Raw genomic sequence first — 21,359 nt, 5'->3', positions numbered from 1 at the left:
AAAAGCGGGCCGGTAGTCCCGGATTGGACTTGGTCCCCGGCAGCCGGTCGCGGCTAGCGTCACCGTCATGCGCATTCGAATCGTCGACGCCTTCACCGACCGCCCCTTCGCCGGCAACCCGGCCGGCGTCCTGCTCTTCGACGCCTTCCCGGACGACGCCCGCCTCCAGGACATCGCCCGCGAGGTCAACCACGCCGAGACCGCGTTCACCCACCGCCTCCCCGAGGGCGGCGAGGCCGACTGGGCCCTGCGCTGGTTCACACCGACCACCGAGGTCGCGCTGTGCGGGCACGCCACGCTGGCCGCCGCCCACGTGCTGCACACGACGGACGCCCACCGCGGACCGGTGCGGTTCGCGACCCGCAGCGGCGTGCTCACCGCGACACCCCAGGAGGACGGTTCCCTCACCCTGGACTTCCCGACGGCTCCCCTCACCGCGACAGAGATCCCCGACGGGGTCGCCGAGGCCCTCGGCGCCGAACCCCTCAGCACCTTCGACACCGGCCCCCACAGCGGCGACCTGCTGGTCGAGCTGGCCGACGAGAAGACCGTCCTCGGCCTCACCCCGGACCACAAGGCCCTCGCGCGGTACTCCGAACGCGGCATCATCGCCACCGCCCGCGCCGAAGACCCGGCCCAGGGCTACGACTTCGTCTCCCGCTGCTTCTTCCCGAACGTGGGCATCGACGAGGACCCGGTCACCGGCAGCGCCCACACGGCCCTCGCCCCGTTCTGGTCAGAGCGCCTCGGCAGCCCCGAGTTGACCGGCCTCCAGGCCTCCCCGCGCTCGGGCCGCGTCCGTACCCGGCTGCGCGGCGACCGCACCCTGCTCACCGGGCGCGCGGTCACCGTCATCGACGGTGAACTCCTCGCCTGAGAGCCACGCGCACGGAAAAGGGGTGCGCGAGCACGGGAAAGGGGCGTACGCATCCTCGTACGCCCCTCGCCGAATCCGTGCGATCCGCTCACGCCGTCGGCAGCCACCCCACCTTGCCCGCCAGCAGCGCGTACCCCACGAACGCCCCGATGTCGAGCAGCGAGTGGGCCACCACCAGCGGTCCGACCCGGCCCCAGCGCCGGTAGAGGTACGCGAAGACCAGCCCCATCGCCATGTTCCCGAGGAACCCGCCGATGCCCTGGTACAGGTGGTACGAGCCGCGCAGCACCGCGCTCGCCACCAGCGCCGTCCCCGGCGTCCACCCCAACTGCCCGAGTCGCCGCAGCAGATAGCCGACGACGATCACCTCTTCGAGCACCGCGTTCTGCAGGGCGGAGAGCACCAGTACGGGGTACTTCCACCACACGTCGGGCAGCGCCTCGGGAACCACCGTGAGATTGAAGCCGAACCCACGGGCCGCCAGGTAGAACGCGATGCCCGTACTGCCGATCACCGCCGCGATCGCCGTCCCCCGCCCGAGGTCCGGCCAGGGCCGCGTACGGTCGAAGCCGAGCGTGCGCATCCCCTCCCCCTCGCGCATCAACAGGTGGGCCACCAGCGCGACCGGCACCAGCGCCGAGGCGATGCCGAAGAGCTGCCACGCCAGATCCAGCCACGGACGTCCCGGCGCGGCCGAGGCGTTCAGGGTGGCCGCCTGATCCTTGAGGCCGCCCGGCTTCGTGACCGATCCGACGAAGCTGATCAGCGCGGAGACCCCGCTCGCACCGAGCGAGAGCCCGAGGACCAGCAGGGTCTCGTCCCGGAAAATCCGTCGTGAAAGCCGTTCCTCGGGAAAAGAACCGGCCACCGACCCCGCCTCCACCTGCACTCCCGCCTCCAGTTGAGTAATCCCGCCTCGTCCCCATCTTCGCCCCGCTAGGGTCTCGAAAGAAGTTGCGAAGATCGTGCGCGACAGGCCGTCGGGGGGACGGGCACCGTCGAGGCGTACCTCCCCCGTGTCCAGTCCTACGGCTGTTCACGGCCCGGGGCTCATCAGGGAGGGCATCACGCCATGGGACGTCACAGCTTGCCCGACGGGTACGGAGCGGGTGGCGCCGACCCCCGCCTTCGCGCCCGCCGCCGCAACGTGGCCGTCGCCACCGTCCTGGTGCTCACCGTCGCGGCGGGCACCGCGGCCGCGGCGCACAGCGGCCTGTTCTCGTTCGGTTCCTCCTGCCGGGACGACGCGGTCCGGCTCGAGGTGGCCGCCTCGCCCGACATCGCCCCCGCCCTCGAGGCCGCGGCGGACCGCGCCCGCGCCCGCGACATCACCTCCGACGGCCACTGCCTGGACATCGGCGTGACGGCCCGTGAGGCGTACCGGGTCACGGACGCGCTCCTGTCGGGCCGGAGGTCCGACGTCCAGGTGTGGGTGCCGGACTCGGACCTCTGGGTGCAGCGCGTCACCGGGGACAGCGGGGCGACCCGGGTCACCCAGGCGGGTACCGTCGCCTCCTCGCCGGTGGGCGTGGCCGTGGTCCCGGCGGCCGCCCGATCACTGGGATGGCCCGACAAGACGTACACCTGGACCGAGCTGGCGGGCGCGGCCCTGGCGGACGACGGACTGAAGCTCGGCTCGGCCGACCCCGCGCGCAGCGCGACCGGTCTGCTGGCACTCACCCGGCTCACCTCCGCGGCGGCCGGCTCGAAGAGCGGCGACAACCGGGTCGCGGCGCTGGCGAAGGGGCTGTCGCAGCGCACGGCACGCGGTGACAGACAGGCCCTGGACACACTGCGCCACGACTCCTCGGACGATGGGCGGGGCGAACCGGAACGCAACGAGGCCCTGATCCTCTCCGAGCAGGCGACGTTCGCCCACAACTCCGCGACGGACAACGGCCCCGCGCTCGACCTGTTCTATCCGAAGGACGGATCGCCGCGGCTCGACTACCCCTTCACGCTGGTCGACGAGGCACGGCTGACCACCGACGAGAGCCGCGCGGCCCTTCGGTTCATGACGTACCTGGGCGAGTCCGACGGACGCGGGATCCTGCAGAAGCACGGCTTCCGTCCGGAGGCGGACACCGCACCCGACACGTTGATCACCAAGGCGGGCGGCCGGTCCCCGCAGCCGTACGCGGAGTCGGCACCCGAACCGGCGTCGGCCAGGGCTCTCCAGGAAGCCCTGGCCATGTGGACGATCACCGTCCAGAGCGCCCGCGTCACGACGGTCGTCGACGCCTCCGCGTCCATGGCGCGGACGGTTCCCGGCACCGAGCGGACCCGCATGGACGTCACCCGGGAGTCGCTGCTGCAGGCCCTGGCCACCTTCACCTCCGAGGACGAGGTCGGGCTCTGGGAGTTCTCCACGAAGCTCCGGGGCGACCGCGACTACCGCGTTCTGGTGCCGACCCGGCGACTCGGCGACCGGGCGGGCGGCGGCACACAGCGCGACAGGCTGTCGGCGGCGTTCAAGGGCCTGAAGCCGGTGCCCGGTGGCGCGACGGGCCTGTACGACACGACGCTGGCCGCGTACCGGGCCGCCACCGAGTCGTACGTGCGGGGAAAGTTCAACGCGCTGGTCGTGCTGACCGACGGGGTGAACCAGGACCCGGGCAGCATCTCGCGCTCCGGGCTCGTCGCCGCGCTGGAGGAGCTGGCCGATCCCGACCGTCCGGTCCCGCTGATCGCGATCGCCGTGGGCCCGGAGGCCGACCGGGAGGAGGCCGAGCAGATCGCCGCGGCGACCGGCGGCTCCGGCCACAAGGTCAGCGAGCCGTCCCAGATCCACTCGGTCGTCCTGACGGCGATCGTGGCGGCGGGCAGCCAGGACTGACACCCGCCCGCCTGGTACGCCGACGCCCTTCAGGGAACCGCCCTCGCAGGCGTCGGCGCATCACACGGATTTCACCCCAGCGGCGCCGGTTCCGGCAGCCCCACCGGCCACGTGTGCACCGGCTCGCCGACCCGCATCAGCTCGGAGTACCGCTTGGTGGTCGCGGCCAGCGCGGCATCCCGGCCGAGCCCCTTCTCCAGGGCCTGGTGGAAGGTGGCCGCCTGCCAGCTCGCGCCGTTCACCCGGAGCCGGCACCGCTCCTCGATCACGCCCAGGTAGAAGTCCCGGTCGGCCGGCTCGACTCCCCACGCGTCCAGACCCGCCGCCGCCAGCGGGAGCAGCTCGTCCCGGATCAGGTCGACGGCGTCCACCTCGACCGTCCCGCCGTGGCGTCCCCGCCCCGGCCAGGTCAGCCGGGCGTCGATGCCCTCCCGGCACGCGGCGTCGAAGTTGTCCGCCGCGGCCTCGAAGGGCAGCCGTGTCCAGACGGGCTTCGCCTCGTCGGCGAGCGCGCGGACCAGCCCGTAGTAGAACGCCGTGTTGGCGATGACGTCGGTGACGGTGGGGCCGGCGGGCAGCACGCGGTTCTCGACGCGCAGATGCGGCACCCCGTCGGCGATGTCGTACACCGGGCGGTTCCAGCGGTAGACGGTGCCGTTGTGCAGGACCAGCTCGGAGAGCTTGGGGATCCCGCCGCCGTCGAGCACCTTGAGCGGATCCTCCTCGTCGCAGATCGGCAGCAGCGCCGGGAAGTAACGCAGGTTCTCCTCGAAGAGGTCGAAGGCGGACGAGATCCACCGCTCGCCGAACCACGTGCGCGGCCGGACCCCTTGGGCCTGCAACTCCGGCGGCCGGGTGTCCGTGGACTGCAGGAACAGCGGGGGCCGGGACTCCCGCCATAGTTCGTGCCCGAACAGGAACGGCGAGTTGGCCCCGATCGCGACCTGTGCGGCGGCGACCGCCTGCGCCGCGTTCCAGACGTCCGCGAAGCGGGCCGGGGTGACCTGCAGATGCAGCTGGACGGAGGTGCACGCCGCCTCAGGCGCGATGGAGCGCGAGGTGCAGACGAGTCGCTCCACCCCGTCGATGTCGAGCGCGAAGTCCTCGCCGCGGGCGGCCACGATCTGGTCGTTCAGCAAGGTGTAGCGGTCGACGTCCGACAGGTTCGAGGAGACCAGGTCGTCGCGGCCGAGGGTCGGCAGAATGCCGATCATCACGATTCCGGCGTCGACCTCGTTCGCCTTGCGGTGCGCATACGCGAGGGACGTGTTCAGTTCCTCTGAGAGCTGGTCGAAAACCCTCCCGGCCAGTCGATGGGGAGCAATGTTCACTTCAAGATTGAACATGGCAAGTTCTGTTTGGAAATCCTTGCTGGCTATCCGGTCGAGTACTTCCGCATTCATCATCCGCGGCATGCCGTCGGGCCCCGCGAGATTCAGCTCGATCTCCAGCCCCATCAGATTCCGCGGACGCTCGAAGCGCTGCTCCGCCAGCAGCCGCTCGAGTCCCGTCAGGCACTGCTGCAGCTTCCTGCGGTAGCGCTGCCGATCGGACAGGTCGAACGACCCCGCCACGACCTTCTCTCCCATCGAAGTTCCCTCCTCGGATGGGTAGGCCGATGCTCCGGCCGCTCTGGTACACGGTCACGGTGGATGATGCCCCGGCAACGCGATCCATAACGTCCCCGGGCGGGCCCCTGGCCCGCTACGCTGAACGCGAGTACCCCCGGGCACATTCACCAGGCATGGTGCAGCGTGCAGTTTCACTCCGGCACGCGCTCGTGAAAAACGCCGACGAGAATCGGCCGACCGCTCCGGCGGGGTATTTCGAGGTCAGCTCCGCGCGACCCCTGCGGAACACGGATGAATCACACGTTTCGCCGACCGAATAGGCTCTTGTTCTTCATACGCGGAACAGCTAGACGAAACATTGTGTGAACACGTGTCGTATAAACTCCGCAAACGAGGCAGAGAGTAGGCGCTCGCCGTCGTTGCATCCGCCCCTCTGACCCCGAGAGCTGACAGTGTCGTCCGCCCCCGCCCTCGCGCCACCCTGCCTGTCGAATGAGAGGCGACCCACCATGCCGCTGCATGTCCCCCCGGCTCCCGCGCCCGCCCTGCGCTCCGTCCTCACGGCACTCGGTTCCCCCACCGCTGTCCGCGAGGCGCGAACTCCGTCGCTGCGCGCCGCGCAGGGACCCGTGACCCCCGAGACCCCGCTGCCCGTCCACGTGCTCGACCGGATCACGCCCGCCGGCGCCTCCGCCACCCGCCTCGCCGGGTGGCGGTTCCTGATCCGCAGCGGCGAGCGCGCCGTGGCCGCCGCCGAGACGATGCTGACTCCCGACGGCTGGGCCTTCTCCCACTTCTTCGAGGGCCCCTACGTCACCGCCACCGAGCGCGCCCTGCGGCAGGCGGAGAACATGCAACAGCCCTACCAGCCGCGGCTCCTGTCCGTGCCCGAGCTGTACATGCTCACGCTCTGGCTGCACGGCGACTGCGCCGCGGACGGTGCCACCGGACAACCGCTGGCCACCGATCTGCTGGTGCCGCTGGCGCCCGCCCCGCCCGGTATCGCCGCCCACCGTCCGCACCGGGTCGCCGAACTGCTGCCCGTCCTCACCCACCGGCTGACACCCGCGACTCCCGCGGCCCCGCTGCTCGGCTCTCCCGCGTAGGCGCGCCCACCGGGGCCGCCCACCCCCGTCGCAGGCACCGTGCCCCGCAGTCGGTCGACGACTGCGGGGCACGCCGCTCCTTCGGGCTCCTCCGCGCTCGTCCGAGCCTTGTTCCCCTCGCGCCCGTCCGGACTAGCCCCATCCGACCACCGCGAACCACCCGAAGGGACAGTGCAGTTGGGATGAACCGCCCGCACGGGTGATGCGTCATCAACCTGTGAGAAGTGCTGCTGCCAAATCCCTGCGGATTGACGCCCGTAGGGCAACACTGGTTCCAGACCGACTTATCAACGGGGGGCGGCCATGAACAGCGTTCCGAGCCGCAGGACAGATACGACAGCCAGCTCACACGTCACGACACAGCGAAAGAACCCATCCATGTGCCAGCACCAGCCACCGTGTCCCACAGCCGACTCCGCCGACCGGGAAGCCGCCCTTCATGTGGCGCACCACCCGGAGCAGGGATGGAGCCTGCTGTGCAACGGCGTCGTCCTGTTCGAGGACACCGGTGAGCTCCTGCCCGACGGTCAGATCATCGCCCCGCACCGCCCACTGGGCACCGCGCAGGTGATGACGGCCGCCTGAGCCGCACACCGGGTGGCCGCGACGGCCACCCGCGCACAAGAGGGGCCGGCCCGGAGAATCACTCTCCGAACCGGCCCCGACGTATGTCCCGCGGTGACTACTCCTCGTAAGCGTCCAGCGGCGGGCAGGAGCAGACGAGGTTGCGGTCGCCGTACGCCTGGTCGATCCGGCGGACCGGCGGCCAGTACTTGTCCGCGGCCGAGACACCGGCCGGGAAGACGGCCTCGGCGCGGCTGTAGGCGTGCTCCCAGTCGCCGCCCAGCGCCGCCGCGGTGTGCGGAGCGCCGCGCAGCGGGTTGTCCTCGGCCGGCCACTCGCCCGTGCCGACCTTCTCGATCTCGGCGCGGATGGCGATCATCGCCTCGCAGAACCGGTCGAGCTCCACCAGGTCCTCGGACTCGGTCGGCTCGATCATCAGCGTCCCCGCCACCGGGAACGACATCGTCGGCGCGTGGAAGCCGTAGTCGATCAGCCGCTTGGCGATGTCGTCGACGCTGACACCGGTCGCCTTGGTCAGCCCGCGCAGGTCGATGATGCACTCGTGCGCGACGAGTCCGCCCGGACCGGTGTACAGCACCGGGTAGTGCGGCTCCAGGCGCTTGGCGATGTAGTTGGCGGACAGCACCGCCACCTGCGTCGCCCGCTTGAGGCCTTCGCCGCCCATGAGCCGGACGTACGCCCACGAGATCGGCAGGATGCCGGCGGAGCCCCAGGGAGCGGCCGAGATCGGGCCGACGCCGGTCTCCGGACCGGCCGCGGGCTGCAGCGGGTGGTTCGGCAGGTACGGGGCGAGGTGCGCGCGGACACCGACCGGTCCCACGCCCGGGCCACCGCCGCCGTGCGGGATGCAGAACGTCTTGTGCAGGTTCAGGTGCGAGACGTCGCCGCCGAAGTGGCCCGGCTTGGCCAGACCCACCAGCGCGTTGAGGTTGGCCCCGTCGACGTACACCTGGCCGCCCGCCTCGTGCACCTGGGCGCAGATGTCGGCGACGTGCTCCTCGAAGACACCGTGCGTGGAGGGGTACGTGATCATCAGGACGGCGAGTTCGTCGCGGTACTGCTCGATCTTGGCCCGCAGGTCCTCGACGTCGATCTCGCCGTCCCCGGCGGTCTTCACAACGACGACCTTCATGCCGGCCATCACGGCACTGGCGGCGTTGGTGCCGTGCGCGGAGGACGGGATGAGGCAGATGGTGCGCTGCTCGTCACCGTTGGCGCGGTGGTAGCCGCGTACGGCGAGCAGACCCGCCAGCTCGCCCTGCGAACCGGCATTGGGCTGCAGCGAGACGTTGTCATAGCCGGTGACCTCGGCGAGCCGCTCCTCCAGTTCACGGATGAGGGTCAGATACCCCCCCGCCTGCTCGGCGGGCGCGAACGGGTGCAGCTGACCGAACTCGGGCCAGGTGACCGGCTCCATCTCGGTCGTCGCGTTGAGCTTCATCGTGCAGGAGCCGAGCGGGATCATGCCGCGATCGAGCGCGTAGTCCCGGTCGGACAGCCTGCGCAGGTAGCGCAGCATGGCGGTCTCGGAGCGGTACTGGTTGAAGACCGGGTGCGCGAGGTAGTCGTCGGTGCGCAGCAGCTGCTCGGGCAGCGTGTCCGCGGCCGAGGCGTCCAGCTCCTCGATGTCGGCCTCGACCCCGAACGCGGACCAGACGGCGGCGAGCTGCTTGCGGCCGGTGGTCTCGTCGCAGGCGATCGACACGTGGTCGGCGTCCACGAGGTGCAGGTTGACCCCGCCCTCGCGGGCGGCGGCCACGACCGCGGAGGCGCGGCCCGGCACCCGTGCGGTCAGCGTGTCGAAGTAGGCGCCGTGGACGACCTCGACACCGCCGGCGCGGAGGCCCGCGGCGAGGATCGTGGCGTAACGGTGCGTGCGCCGGGCGATCGTCCGCAGGCCCTCGGGTCCGTGGTACACCGCGTACATGCCGGCCATCACGGCGAGCAGCACCTGAGCGGTACAGATGTTGCTGGTGGCCTTCTCGCGGCGGATGTGCTGCTCACGGGTCTGCAGGGCCAGGCGGTAGGCCTTGTGCCCGTCCGCGTCGACGGACACGCCCACGAGCCGCCCGGGCAGGCTGCGCGCGAACTTCTCGCGCACCGCCATGTAACCGGCGTGCGGCCCGCCGAAGCCCATCGGCACACCGAAGCGCTGGGTCGTGCCGACCGCGATGTCGGCACCGAGGTCGCCGGGTGCGGTGAGCAGGGTGAGCGCGAGCAGGTCGGCGGCGACGGTGACCACCGCACCGAGCTCGTGCGCCTGCTCGATCACCGGCTTGATGTCGCGTACGGCACCGGAGGCGCCCGGGTACTGGATCAGCACGCCGTTGATCTCGCGCCCGGCGACCTCGGCCGGGATGCCCTCGGCGAGGTCGGCGACGACGACCTCGACACCGGTGGGCTCGGCGCGGGTCTCGATGACGGCGATGGTCTGCGGCAGGGCGTCCGCGTCGACGAGGAAGAGGCCCTTCTTGTTCTTGCCCATCCGCCGGGACAGCGCCATCGCCTCGGCGGCGGCGGTGCCCTCGTCGAGCAGCGAGGCGCCTGAGGTCGGCAGCCCGGTCAGCTCGGCGACCACGGTCTGGAAGTTGAGCAGCGCCTCCAGGCGGCCCTGCGAGATCTCCGGCTGGTAGGGCGTGTACGCGGTGTACCAGGCCGGGTTCTCCATGACGTTGCGCAGGATCACCGGCGGCGTGAAGGTGCCGTAGTAGCCGAGGCCGATCATCGAGTCGAGCACCTGGTTGCGGTCCGCGAGGGAGCGGAGCTCCGCCAGGACCTCGGCCTCGGTGCGCGCACCCGGCAGGTCGAGGGCGTCGGCGTTCTTGATGACGTCCGGGACCGCGGCGGCCGTGAGCTCGTCGAGCGAGCCGTATCCGACCTGCGCGAGCATCTTGGCCTGGGCCTCGTGGTCGGGCCCGATGTGGCGCTGCTCGAAGGGGATGCCCTGTTCGAGCTCGGAGAGCGGAATGCGATGGGCGGTCATTGCGGAGGCCTCCTGGTCTGACGCGACCTTCGGGGGGTACCACGACGCGGGTACCCCGACGGCCTCCCCCTCTGTCATCTCAACCTGAGAGCTTCACCGGCCCGTCCCGACGGACGACCCGGCTTTCACCGTCGGTGAGAGCGGGAGCCCGACGACACCCGCCCTGCTTTCCAGAGTGACCTCGTCCGTGCGGTACGTGTGCCTGAGAGATTCCGGGGAGGATTTGCTCCTTCGGCGCCTCCGGTCTCGCCGGAGGACTCTCCCGCACGGGGTCAGCAGCCGCTTGCCAGCCTACCAGCGAGGACGACGCACGGGCTTTCGAGTGGCCACCTTCCTGAATGTGCTCTTTTGTAGTGCTTACGGATGAGTTTTGCGACCAAGAGGAGGGCCCGTGCAGACCGACATCGATCCGCGCAACCTGATCGGCCGCAAGGCGTTCGACCGCAAGGGCACCAAGATCGGCACGGTCGACGAGGTGTACCTCGACGACGCCACCGGAGCGCCCGAGTGGGCGGCCATACGCACGGGCCTGTTCAGCCGGGACGCCTTCGTGCCGCTGGAGCCCAGCGAGGTCGTGGAAGGGGCTCTCCGGGTCCCCTTCGACCGCGCCCTCATCAAGGACGCGCCCGACTTCGGCGTGGGCCGCCACCTCTCTCCGGAACAGGAACTCCAGCTCTACCACCACTACGGCCTCGATCTGGCGTCCCCGGCCCCGCCCGACCACGACTTCGGCCGGCTCGCGGGCTCCGAGGAGGCCTGACCGGCCCGCCCTCCGGGATCCCCCTCCGCATCCGTCACGGGCGCCGCCGGCCCTGGGTCCTCCCCTGCGGCGCCGGCAGCGTCCAGCGCCGCCGCGACCAGGGGAAGCGGTTCGGCGGGCTCCAGCGCGGGATCGTCGGTCCGGAACGTACGGACCCGGCCGGGCTCCGAGTACGGCGTCTCGAAGCGCACCGTGACGCGCCCCAGACCGCTTCCCTGCACCCAGCCGTGCCCGTACTCGGCGTGCCGCACGTCGTGCCCCGCGGGCCAGCGCCGCTCGGCCGGCGGTGCCGCCTCCGCGACGGCCTCCTGCGCGCCCTCCTCCTCGGCCTGCTCCTGCGCCAGCAGCTCGCCCGCGGCGGCCTGGGCCTGCGCGAACAGGTCCTCCTGCGTGTAGTCGGCCAGCCCCGTCACGCCGACGCCCAGCAGCCGCACCCCGCCCGTCGTGTCCACCGAGTCCAGCAGCCGGGCAGCGGCCTCGCGCACCACCGACGGATCGTCCGTGGGCCCGCGCAGCGTCTCGGACCGGGTCAGCGTGGAGAAGTCGTACCGCCGCACTTTGAGCACCACGGTCCGCCCCGACCGCCCGGCGCCCCGCAACCGCTGCACACATCGGTCGGCCAGCCGCTGCACCTCCGTGGCGACCCGCACCCGGTCGTGGATGTCCACCTCGTAGGTGTCCTCGACCGACACCGACTTCGTCTCCCGCTCGGCCACCACGGGCCGGTCGTCGTGGGCGAGGGCCATCGCGTGGAGCGCGTGCCCGTGGGCCTTCCCCAGCAGCCGCACCAGCTCGTCCTCGCCGGCCTCGGCGAGCTCCTCGACAGTGGTGATCCCGGCCCGCCGCAGGTGGTCCCCGGTCGCGGGCCCCACGCCCGGCAGCGTCCGCACCGACAGCGGCCCCAGCAGCGCGCGCTCGGTGCCCGGCTCGATCAGCACCAGTCCGTCGGGCTTGGCCTGCTCGGAAGCGATCTTGGCGAGCATCTTGGAGGCCGCGAGCCCCACCGACCCGGTCAGCCCCGTGACGGCCCGGATGTCCGCGCGCAGCTTCCCGCCGACCAGCCGCGCCGACGTCTCGTCCCAGGCCGTCCCCCCGGCCTCCAGATCGACGAACGCCTCGTCCAGGCTCAGCGGCTCCACGAGCGGCGACAGCGCCCGCAGCAGGCCCATCACCTGCTCGCTGACCTCCCGGTACAGCCCGAAGCGCGGTACGAGGTACGCGGCGTTCGGCGCGAGCCGGCGCGCCTGCGCCATGGGCATCGCGGAATGCACCCCGAAGACACGGGCCTCGTACGAGGCGGTGGCGACCACACCGCGCACGCCCAGCCCGCCCACGACCACGGCCTTGCCGCGCAGGCTCGGCTTGGCCGCCTGCTCGGCCGAGGCGAAGAAGGCATCCATGTCGAGATGCAGGATCGTGGGCGTGGTTCTCACATGTCCGATGCTGCCCTACGCCACTGACAATGCCCCGTCGCGCGGGGGCTCCTCCCCCGGCCGTCGTCGCGTCGGCGCCACCGGGCGCCGACGGACCGCGTGACGTCAGACCGCGCGGTTGCGCCGCCGGGCCAGTTCGTCGGTGGGGTTCTGCCCGACGAGCGTCTCGCCGGTGTCGACCCGCTCGCCGTGCAACTGGGAGAGCGCGCCCTCCACGTCCCGCCAGACGACCCCCACGGCGATCCCGAAGACGCCCTGACCGCCCTGGAGCAGCGCGTGGACCTCGTCCGGCGAGGAGCACTCGTAGACCGTCGCGCCGTCGCTCATGAGCGTCATCCGCTCCAGATCACGGAACCCGCGCTCACGCAGGTGCTGGACCGCGGTGCGGATGTTCTGCAGCGAGACCCCCGTGTCGAGGAACCGCTTGACGATCTTCAGGACCACGACGTCCCGGAAGCTGTAGAGGCGCTGCGTCCCCGATCCGTGGGCCGGTCTCACACTCGGCTCGACCAGGCCGGTACGGGCCCAGTAGTCCAGCTGGCGATAGGTGATACCCGCCGCCGCACACGCCGTGGGACCGCGGTAACCGATCTCCTCGGACACCGCCCCTCCGTCCGGCACCGCTGTCGGCCGCTGTGGAGCGGGGCCGGCCGCGTTGCCGTGAAGCGGGTACGGGCCGCTCTCCCCCAGACGTCCGGGGGCACCCCCAGCCGTACCGTCGCCGCTGCTTCTCACGCCGACCTCCGTCCTTGAACTGCCTTCTCGACGGTAGGCAGTCGCCAGGGGTGCGTCAACGATCGCCACACTCGGCACGCCGAGTGATAATCACCCTAGGAGTGGTTTCCCGTGCCCCACCGCGGGGAAAGGCTAGCCGAATGCTCTCCGCACGGGCCGTCACCACGCTCACTGGCCCCCGGCATGTGCCGGTCGGATTCCCGGGCGTCCGGGGACGTCACTGACTGTTGGTCCCGAAGTCCTCGGGAGAGATCTGGTCGAGGAACTCGCGGAACTTCTCCACCTCGTCCTCCTGCTCGTCCGGGATCGCGATCCCCGCGTCGTCGAGCACCCCGTCGCTGCCGTAGATCGGCGTCCCGGTGCGCAGCGCGAGCGCTATGGCGTCGGACGGCCGCGCGCTCACCTCCACCCCGCTGGCGAACACCAGCTCGGCGTAGAAGACGCCCTCACGCAGGTCCGTGATGCGCACTTCGGTGAGCTCCTGGCCGACGGCCTCCAGCACGTCCTTGAACAGGTCGTGGGTCAGCGGTCTTGCGGGGGCCATGCCCTGCTGGGCGAAGGCGATCGCCGTCGCCTCCCCCGGGCCGATCCAGATGGGGAGGTAGCGGTCGCCTCCCACTTCGCGCAGGAGCACGATCGGTTGGTTGGAGGGCATTTCGACCCGGACACCTACGACATCGAGCTCGTTCACACAGCAACCCTAGGCCGTGCTCGGGACGTTTGGGTAGTCGGGCACAGAACGGGTGGACGATCCGCCACCGGCGAACACCCCGCTCAGGGCAGTCGAACACCCAGCGCGGTCTGCACCAGAGCCGCGTGGAGCTTGACCGTGAGGCCCGCCAGTTCCTTCGTACGGGCCTCGGCATGGGCCCTGGTCTGCGGGTTGCGGTGGCGCCGCTGCGGCGCCACCACCTGGTCGACGAGGCCGGCCTCACGGTCGGCGGCGGCCTTCATCGCCCGGAGGTGGCGCGGCTCGATCCCGAACCGCCCCAGCTCGACCACGAGCGCGGCGACCGTGACCACCTCGGCGTCGTACCCGCCGTCCGGCAGTGGAGTGACGAGCCCGTACGACTCCCACTCCTTGAGCTCCCGCTCGTCGATCTCGGCGGCGGCCAGCAGCTCGTCACGGCCGATACGGGCCGCTGTGGGCGCCTCCGGGTCCGTCAGGAGGTCTCCGAGGCGCTCACCGTCGCCGACGTCCCGCTGGCGCCCCAGCGTGGGCAGCCGCACCTCTTCGCCGCGCTCCAGGGCGTCCAGGTGCTCCCGGATGACCTTCAGCGGCAGATAGTGGTCCCGCTGCATCCGCAGGACGTGGCCGAGCCGCTCGACGTCGTGCGCGCTGAACTTGCGGTACCCCGAGGGGGTCCGCTGTGGCTCGATGAGCCCCTCCGCCTCCAGGAATCTGATCTTGGAGATGGTCACTTCGGGGAACTCTTCGCGCAGCATGTTCAGCACCGAGCCGATGCTCATCAGCCCGCTGTCCGCGGCGGCGGTACCGCTGCCGGTACCGCCGCTCGGTGTTTGAAGCATGGACCTTCCCTGGGTCCCCCCGGACGGAGTTCGGGTCGTCAGACGCCCCGCTGGCTCGCGTAGAACACCAGCCGGTACTTGCCGATCTGCACCTCGTCGCCGTTCGACAGGGCGACCTGGTCGATCCGCTCCCGATTGACGTACGTACCGTTCAGGCTGCCGACGTCGGCCACCGTGAACGACCCGTCCGCGGCGCGACGGAACTCCACATGGCGACGCGACACGGTCACGTCGTCGAGGAAGATGTCGCTCTGCGGATGGCGCCCCGCCGTGGTCAGCTCACCGTCCAGCAGGAAGCGGCTGCCCGAGTTCGGACCGCGGCGCACCACGAGGAGCGCCGAACCGATCGGCAGGGCGTCGACGGCCGCCTGCGCCTCCGGGGAGAGCGCCGGCGACGGCGTCTGGCCCGTCACCTCGGAGTCGTAGGCCTCGAGGCCGGAGATGGAGATCGTGGAGGTCGTCTCGGACGGCCGCTCGGGAACGGCACCGCCCCGCAGCGGCGCACCGCAGTTGGAACAGAACCGGCTGTTCTCCGCGTTGCGGTTGCCGCACCTCGTACACACCAGGGCCGACATGGACGGATCCTCCTGCCGCGGCTGCCCCCCAGGGGCTTGGGACGCGTACGGATCCGAGGCGAAGCCTCCACCCGCACCCGAGGTCGACGGATCTCCGAAACCTATGCGCCCGGACGCGGCAGGGTCAACAGACGGCGCGCCCTGACCACCGGGAATGTCACCGCCCGGACCAGCGACCTGATCCCGGAACAGCGGGCGCTCGCCGCCCTGTCCCTCCCCGTCCCCGGGGCGCGGTGCACGGTGCCGGGCAGTCGCGTTGTCGCTGCCCTCTCGTGCGCTCTTGCCGAACAACTTCGCAAACAACTTCACGGGCGATTCCCCTTGACCGAAACAGACCCGCCCGTGGGGCAGGACGAACCCTGATTGAACACACCGGTCGACCCGGACATCCTCACAACGTCCGTATCCACCTGACAGTTTCCACCACGCACCACCCATTCGGTGCGCCGACCCCCCGCAACCTCCTGCCCTGGCCCGGCGGCCCCCATGCGCCCGCCGCTCACCGCGAGGACGACCGAGCGTAGTCAGGCCGCTTCGCCGCTCGCAAGGCATCCACAACGATCTTCGTCGAGCGGTCCACCGTGACGGTGGCCTGCTCCTTCTCCAGCGTCTGCACCACGCCTCCGGGGATGTTGAGCGCCGGCTCCAGGTCCTGCGGCTTGCCGATGACCTTGAAACGATAGGGCTGGGTGATCTTGTTCCCGTCGACGCTCACTCCGCCTCCGGAATCCGTCAGATAGGTGTCGGCGACCACCCGTACTCCGTTGACCTGGATCGCCTCCGCCCCGGCCGCGCGCAGTTCCTGGATCGCATCGAGCAACATGTCCGCCTGGACCGTCCCCTTCGTGTCGTCGATGGTCACCGTGATGCCGGGCCCCTGGGCCGCCACCGTGCCCGCCAGAATGCCGAGTTGCTTCTCCTTCTCGACCGTCTGCTTGCGGGCCTCCTCGGCCTGGTTGGAGCTGTTGCGCAGTTCGGTCCGCTGATCCTCCAGACCCTGCTTCTCGTCCTCAAGACGCTGAGTACGGTCGTCGAGTTCATCGAGGATGCGTACGAGATCCTCCTGGCGCGCGCCCCGCAGGGCGCTGCCGCTGTCGCTGTTGGAAGCGACCTGCACGGCCAGCCCGAAGCCGAGACCGAACAGCAGCAGCGCCACGATGAGTTGGGCCCGCGTCACCCGGGGCGGCCACAGCCCCTTGGCCAGCCGCTGACGACCGGTCAGCGACGGCTCCCCAGCGTCCGGTTCCGCCCGGTCCGTCCCGGGTCCGGACGGCTCGGGCGCCGCGGGCACCTCCTCGGGCAGCTCCCTGCGCAGGCGGTGCTCCGAACTCTCGGCCGTCTCGGCGCTCTCGGCGCCATCGGAGGCCTTGGGCGTCTTGTCCTCGTCGCTCATCGGTCTCACGCCCGGAAGACGTGCCGGCGGATGGCCGCGGCGTTGGAGAAGATCCGGATGCCCAGGACGACCACCACACCGGTGGAGAGCTGGGCACCGACGCCCAACTTGTCGCCCAGGAATACGATCAGTGCGGCCACGACCACGTTCGACAGGAAGGACACCACGAAGACCTTGTCGTCGAAGATGCCGTCGAGCATCGCGCGCAGGCCGCCGAACACGGCGTCGAGCGCCGCGACCACGGCGATCGGAAGATAAGGCTCGACGACGGCCGGGACCTCGGGCCGGACCAACAATCCAGCCACGACTCCCACGACGAGGCCCAGTACGGCGATCACGATGTGCCCTTCTCTGTGCTCGGCTCTGCTGTTCGTACGATCACACTCGGCGCGGCGGGCAGGCGGAGGTCGTCCTCCACGGAGATGCCGGTCCGGATGTGGAAGTTCTCCTGCAGCGCGTTCAGATAAAGCCCGTCCGCGCTGTTCTGGAACCGGGTGCTCAGCCGCTTGCCGTCCCCCACCGCGAGCACCGTGTACGGCGGCACGAGCGGCTTGTTGTCGACCAGTATCGCGTCACCCGCGGCGCGGATCGCGGACAGTGCCGTCAGCCGCTGTCCGTTGATCGAGACGGCCTCGGCGCCGGACTGCCACAGCCCGTTGACGACACGCTGCATGTCGCGGTCGCGCACCCGGCCCGTGTCGGAGAAGTCGGAGGTCTCGCGCGGATCGCCGTTGCCTCCCGAGGAGGCGTCCTTGGCATCGTTCACGACCAGTTTCACTCCGGGGCCGTGCACCGCCGTGGCACCCGAAAGGATGCCCACCAGGTCGGCCCGGTCACTGCCGCCGTCCTTCTTCAACGCCTCACGCTGCTGTGCACTCACATCGTCACGCAAGGTGTCGACGGTGTCTTCCAGCTTGTCCGCGGAGGCGGTCTCGCTCTCGATGCGGTCGATGAGCTCCTGGCGCTCCTTGGCGACCGTGGGGGCGGCCACCCGCGCCTGTGCCGCCCCGACCGTCACCACCAGCCCTGCCAGCACCAGACCGGCCGCGAGGCCCAGCTTGGCCCGCAGCGTCTTCGGCATGCCGCCGGCGCCGTCGGACTCCTTCCGCGCGGCGGCCTCGGCATAACCGTCGTCGAGGCTGTGGTCCATCACGTTGGTGAGCAGCGACATGGAGGCATCCGGGCGCGCGGTTCGCGTGGGGGTGCTCCGAACGGGGGGCTGCTGCGGCATGCCGCACATCGTCGCACGTCGCGACTGCTACCTCCGAATGGCCCCACCGGCGTGCCGGACAGGCCCCCTTGGAGGCACTTGTCCGGCACGCCGCTTGCTCAGCGCCCGGCGCTGTCCACGATCGCCGCCCACTCGTCGAGCAGGGCCTGGGCCGACGCGTCGTCGGGTCCCTCGGCCCACAGATGCGTCACCGCCTCCGCGGGGTCGGGCAGCACCATCACCCAGCGCCCGTCGGCCTCCACGACCCGTACGCCATCGGTCGTGTCGACGGAGCGGTCCCCGGCGGCCTCCACGACGCGTCGCATGACGAGGCCCTTCACGGCCCACGGAGTGGCGAGGTCGCGCTTGAGCACGTGCGCCCGCGGGATCCGCGCGTCGATCTGGCTGAGCGTGAGCTGCGTCCGCGCCACCAGCCCGATGAGCCGTACGAAGGCAGCCGTGCCGTCGAAGACACTGCTGAACTCCGGGATGATGAAGCCGCCGCGGCCGTCGCCGCCGAAGATCGTCGACTCGTCGCGTCCGACCCGGGTCAGGTCGTCGGGCGACGTCGTCGTCCATTCGACCTGCGTCCCGTGGTACGCCGCCACCTGCTCGGCGATACGCGTGGTGGTCACCGGCAGCGCCACCCGGCCGCTGCGCCGCTCCGCGGCCACCAGGTCGAGGAGCACCAGCAGGGCCCGGTCGTCCTCGACGATCCGCCCCTTCTCGTCGACGAGCGAGAGCCGCTCACCGACCGGGTCGAAGCGCACCCCGAACGCGGCCCGAGCGGACGCCACGATCTCACCGAGCCGCACCAGCCCCGACCGGCGTGCCTCCACCGTCTCGGTGGGCCTCGACTCGTCGAGACCGGGGTTGATGGTGAGCGCGTCGACACCGAGCTTGCCCAGCAGGCTGGGCAGCACGAGTCCGGCGCTGCCGTTGGAGGCGTCCACGACGACCTTCAGCCCGGATTCCGCGATCCCGGTGGTGTCGACGTTGCGCAGCAGCGAACCGGTGTACGAGTCGTAGACGCTGGCCGGGAAGTGCAGGTCGCCGATCTCGCCCGGGAACGCACGCCGGTACTCCTGCCGCGCGAACACCCGGTCCAGCTTGCGCTGGCTCGCCTGCGACAGGTCGGCGCCGTCACCGTCGAAGAACATGATGTCGACCGAGTCCGGCACACCGGGGGTCGTCCGGATCATGATGCCGCCGGCGCTTCCTCGGGCGGTCTGCTGCCGGGCCACCGGCAGCGGCACGTTCTCCAGGTCGCGTACGTCGATGGCGCTGGCCTGCAGAGCCGAGATCACCGCGCGCTTCAGGGCACGGGCACCACGGGAGTGGTCACGGGCCGTCGTGACGGTGGAGCCCTTCTTGAGCGTCGTCGCGTATGCGCCCGCGAGACGCACCGCCAGCTCCGGGGTGATCTCCACGTTCAGGATTCCGGAGACACCGCGCGCACCGAACAGATGCGCCTGCCCCCGCGACTCCCAGATCACGGACGTGTTGACGAAGGCGCCGGCCTCGATCGTCTTGAAGGGGTAGACGCGTACGTTCCCCTGGATGATCGATTCTTCACCCACCAGGCACTCGTCACCGATGACGGCGCCGTCCTCGATCCGCGCCGCTCGCATGATGTCGGTGTTCTTGCCGACCACGCACCCGCGCAGATTGCTGTGCTGCCCGATGTACACGTTGTCGTGCACGACGGCCTTGTGCAGGAACGCGCCGCTCTTGACGACGACGTTGGAGCCGACGACGGTGTGTTCGCGTATCTCGGCGTCCGCTTCCACCTTGGCGTAGTCGCCGATGTAGAGCGGGCCGCGGAGCACAGCATCGGGATGCACCTCGGCACCCTCGGCCACCCAGACACCCGGGGAGATCTCGAAGCCGTCGATCTCGACGTCGACCTTGCGCTCCAGGACGTCGGCCTGCGCCTTCACATAGCTCTCGTGCGTGCCGACGTCCTCCCAGTAGCCCTCGGCGATGTAGCCGTAGATGGGCTTGCCTTCCTTCATGAGCTGAGGAAAGACGTCACCGGACCAGTCGACGGAGACATCGGCCTCGACGTAGTCGAAGACCTCCGGCTCCATCACGTAGATGCCCGTGTTCACCGTGTCGGAGAAGACCTGGCCCCAGGTCGGCTTCTCGAGGAAGCGCTCGACCTTGCCCTCCTCGTCCACGATGGTGATGCCGAATTCCAGGGGGTTCGGCACCCGCGTGAGGCAGACGGTGACCAGCCCACCCTTTTCCTTGTGGAAATTGATGAGGTCGGTGAGGTCGAAGTCGGTCAGCGCATCGCCGGAGATGACGAGGAAGGTGTCGTCCTTCAGCGCTTCCTCGGCGTTCTTGACGCTCCCTGCGGTACCGAGTGGCTTCTCCTCGTTGGCATAGGTGAGCTCCATCCCGAGCTCTTCGCCGTCCCCGAAGTAGTTCTTGACCAGCGAGGCCAGGAACTGGACGGTAACGACGGTCTCATTGAGCCCATGCCTTTTGAGCAGCCGAAGCACGTGCTCCATGATCGGGCGGTTCGCCACAGGCAGGAGCGGCTTGGGCATGCTCGAGGTCATAGGGCGAAGGCGCGTGCCTTCGCCTCCGGCCATCACGACGGCCTTCATGTCGGAAGCGTCCTCCTTGAAGAGACGGTCTAGCCGACTTCACCCGTCCAAATTGTCCCGCACATTTCGCCGGCGGGCCAACGAGCCACTACAGCCCCGCAATGGGCGAGCTCAATCGGCCATGGTGTCCGCCGTGACAAGACGGCGGACCTGAACCACGTAGAGGACTCCTGCCCACCAGTACAGGGTTGTACCCCACCCGGCGAACGCCCATCCGAAAATGGCTCCGACTGACGCGATCCAGCCGCTCGCGTCGCTGAGCAGCAGCAACGGGAAGGCGTACATCAGGTTGAAGGTCGCCGCCTTGCCCAGGAAGTTCACCTGCGGCGGCGGATAGCCGTGACGCCGGAGGATGCCCACCATGACCAGCAGGACCAGCTCACGCGCCAGCAGCACACCCGTCAGCCAGAGCGGGAGGATCTCCCGCCAGGTGAGACCGACGAGGGTGGACAGGATGTACAGACGGTCGGCCGCGGGATCGAGCAGCCGGCCTAGGCTGCTGATCTGGTTCCAGCGCCTGGCGAGCTTTCCGTCCAGGTAGTCGCTGATGCCGCTGAGCATGAGGATCAGAAGGGCCCAGACGTCGCTGTTGGGGCCGCCGAACTCGGGCCACAGGATCAGCCACAGGAAGACGGGTACGCCGACGAGGCGCGCCATGCTGAGGATGTTCGGGATGGTGAGCACCCGGTCTGTCTGGACGCGGGTCTCCTGGACCTCCACCCGGGGGCCTCCTGTGGGAACGAGCCAACGATGCCCCCTGACCTTACCCGCAGCCCTCACGCTGCGAGCCGGAGGGGTGCGGGCGCCGCCGGAAAACAAAAAAAGCTCCGGCTCTCGGGCAAATGCCCGAGAGCCGGAGCTCTAAAATTTGTTCGGCGGCGTCCTACTCTCCCACAGGGTCCCCCCTGCAGTACCATCGGCGCTGTAAGGCTTAGCTTCCGGGTTCGGAATGTAACCGGGCGTTTCCCTCACGCTATGACCACCGAAACACTATGAAACTGTCAACCGGAGCCGTGACCAATAGGCTACGACGGTTGTTCGTGGTTTCAGAACCAACACAGTGGACGCGAGCAACTGAGGACAAGCCCTCGGCCTATTAGTACCAGTCACCTCCACACCTTGCGGTGCTTCCAGATCTGGCCTATCAACC

General features: G+C 70.1%; 18 protein-coding genes, 1 rRNA gene and 1 riboswitch. Of the genes, 5 read left to right on the top strand and 14 right to left on the bottom strand.

Annotated elements, in window-relative coordinates:
* The first annotated feature begins 67 nt into the window (after positions 1-67).
* Positions 68-877 (top strand): PhzF family phenazine biosynthesis protein, encoded by an 810-nt coding sequence (locus tag ACZ4NT_RS11410; RefSeq protein WP_467724869.1) that lies wholly within the window; start codon positions 68-70, stop codon positions 875-877.
* Between the two features lie 88 nt (positions 878-965).
* Here ACZ4NT_RS11410 and ACZ4NT_RS11405 read toward each other — a convergent pair whose 3' ends face one another.
* Complete coding sequence (locus ACZ4NT_RS11405) at positions 966-1,766, bottom strand: CPBP family intramembrane glutamic endopeptidase (protein ID WP_121404527.1); 801 nt, start codon at positions 1,764-1,766, stop codon at positions 966-968.
* A gap of 183 nt (positions 1,767-1,949) precedes the next feature.
* Here ACZ4NT_RS11405 and ACZ4NT_RS11400 point away from each other — a divergent pair, with 183 nt between their 5' ends.
* Positions 1,950-3,713, top strand: a complete 1,764-nt coding sequence (locus ACZ4NT_RS11400; protein WP_467724866.1) for a substrate-binding domain-containing protein — start codon at positions 1,950-1,952, stop codon at positions 3,711-3,713.
* Positions 3,714-3,784: 71 nt separating this feature from the next.
* Here the strand turns inward: ACZ4NT_RS11400 and ACZ4NT_RS11395 are convergent, their stop codons facing one another.
* Entirely contained in the window at positions 3,785-5,302 is a 1,518-nt protein-coding gene (locus ACZ4NT_RS11395; protein WP_467724864.1) for a glutamate-cysteine ligase family protein, read from the bottom strand.
* 491 nt (positions 5,303-5,793) lie between these two features.
* On the opposite strand from ACZ4NT_RS11395, the gene ACZ4NT_RS11390 reads away from it, so the two are divergent.
* Complete coding sequence (locus tag ACZ4NT_RS11390) at positions 5,794-6,390, top strand: hypothetical protein (protein WP_121404524.1); 597 nt, start codon at positions 5,794-5,796, stop codon at positions 6,388-6,390.
* Between the two features lie 378 nt (positions 6,391-6,768).
* Complete coding sequence (locus ACZ4NT_RS11385; protein WP_121404523.1) at positions 6,769-6,975, top strand: DUF5999 family protein; 207 nt, start codon at positions 6,769-6,771, stop codon at positions 6,973-6,975.
* 97 nt (positions 6,976-7,072) lie between these two features.
* On the opposite strand, the gene gcvP is transcribed toward ACZ4NT_RS11385, so the two are convergent.
* Positions 7,073-9,958, bottom strand: a complete 2,886-nt coding sequence (gcvP, locus tag ACZ4NT_RS11380) for an aminomethyl-transferring glycine dehydrogenase (protein ID WP_121404522.1) — start codon at positions 9,956-9,958, stop codon at positions 7,073-7,075.
* A gap of 180 nt (positions 9,959-10,138) precedes the next feature.
* Positions 10,139-10,233, bottom strand: a riboswitch (glycine riboswitch).
* A 116-nt stretch (positions 10,234-10,349) separates the two neighbouring features.
* Here gcvP and ACZ4NT_RS11375 point away from each other — a divergent pair.
* Entirely contained in the window at positions 10,350-10,718 is a 369-nt protein-coding gene (locus ACZ4NT_RS11375; protein WP_183116904.1) for a PRC-barrel domain-containing protein, read from the top strand.
* On the opposite strand, the gene ACZ4NT_RS11370 is transcribed toward ACZ4NT_RS11375, so the two are convergent.
* From ACZ4NT_RS11370 to rrf, 11 genes are all read right to left on the bottom strand, one after another.
* Positions 10,643-12,151 carry a DNA polymerase IV gene (locus ACZ4NT_RS11370; protein ID WP_467724860.1) on the bottom strand — a complete coding sequence of 503 codons (1,509 nt, stop codon included), beginning with the start codon at positions 12,149-12,151 and terminating at the stop codon, positions 10,643-10,645. The two genes, ACZ4NT_RS11375 and ACZ4NT_RS11370, sit on opposite strands and share 76 nt — an antisense overlap.
* A 105-nt stretch (positions 12,152-12,256) precedes the next feature.
* Positions 12,257-12,886: a MerR family transcriptional regulator gene (locus ACZ4NT_RS11365; protein WP_121404519.1), complete on the bottom strand. Its 630-nt coding sequence runs from the start codon at positions 12,884-12,886 to the stop codon at positions 12,257-12,259.
* Positions 12,887-13,103: 217 nt separating this feature from the next.
* The gene (locus ACZ4NT_RS11360) at positions 13,104-13,577 is read right to left on the bottom strand and encodes a bifunctional nuclease family protein (protein WP_006123076.1); all 474 of its coding nucleotides are present in this window, start codon (positions 13,575-13,577) and stop codon (positions 13,104-13,106) included.
* A gap of 83 nt (positions 13,578-13,660) precedes the next feature.
* The gene (gene ftsR / locus ACZ4NT_RS11355) at positions 13,661-14,416 is read right to left on the bottom strand and encodes a transcriptional regulator FtsR (protein WP_121404518.1); all 756 of its coding nucleotides are present in this window, start codon (positions 14,414-14,416) and stop codon (positions 13,661-13,663) included.
* Positions 14,417-14,454: 38 nt separating this feature from the next.
* The gene (locus ACZ4NT_RS11350) at positions 14,455-15,429 is read right to left on the bottom strand and encodes an FHA domain-containing protein (RefSeq protein WP_121404517.1); all 975 of its coding nucleotides are present in this window, start codon (positions 15,427-15,429) and stop codon (positions 14,455-14,457) included.
* 61 nt (positions 15,430-15,490) lie between these two features.
* Positions 15,491-16,384 carry a DUF881 domain-containing protein gene (locus ACZ4NT_RS11345; RefSeq protein WP_467724857.1) on the bottom strand — a complete coding sequence of 298 codons (894 nt, stop codon included), beginning with the start codon at positions 16,382-16,384 and terminating at the stop codon, positions 15,491-15,493.
* Between the two features lie 5 nt (positions 16,385-16,389).
* Positions 16,390-16,722, bottom strand: a complete 333-nt coding sequence (locus tag ACZ4NT_RS11340; protein ID WP_003988855.1) for a small basic family protein — start codon at positions 16,720-16,722, stop codon at positions 16,390-16,392.
* Positions 16,719-17,555, bottom strand: coding sequence for a DUF881 domain-containing protein (locus tag ACZ4NT_RS11335; RefSeq protein ID WP_467724855.1), 837 nt, complete (start codon positions 17,553-17,555; stop codon positions 16,719-16,721). Before ACZ4NT_RS11335 ends, ACZ4NT_RS11340 begins: the two co-directional genes overlap by 4 nt.
* Before the next feature lie 158 nt (positions 17,556-17,713).
* Positions 17,714-20,209, bottom strand: a complete 2,496-nt coding sequence (locus ACZ4NT_RS11330) for a mannose-1-phosphate guanyltransferase (RefSeq protein ID WP_121404515.1) — start codon at positions 20,207-20,209, stop codon at positions 17,714-17,716.
* A 111-nt stretch (positions 20,210-20,320) separates the two neighbouring features.
* Positions 20,321-20,929 (bottom strand): CDP-alcohol phosphatidyltransferase family protein, encoded by a 609-nt coding sequence (locus ACZ4NT_RS11325; protein ID WP_121404514.1) that lies wholly within the window; start codon positions 20,927-20,929, stop codon positions 20,321-20,323.
* Positions 20,930-21,079: 150 nt separating this feature from the next.
* Positions 21,080-21,196: ribosomal RNA gene (gene rrf / locus ACZ4NT_RS11320) — 5S ribosomal RNA — on the bottom strand.
* Between the last annotated feature and the right edge of the window lie 163 nt (positions 21,197-21,359).

The sequence above is a fragment of the Streptomyces sp. NPDC026417 genome (genome assembly GCF_055567695.1).
Note: the sequence above shows the minus strand (reverse complement) of the source record. Positions and strands in the feature narration are given on the sequence as shown.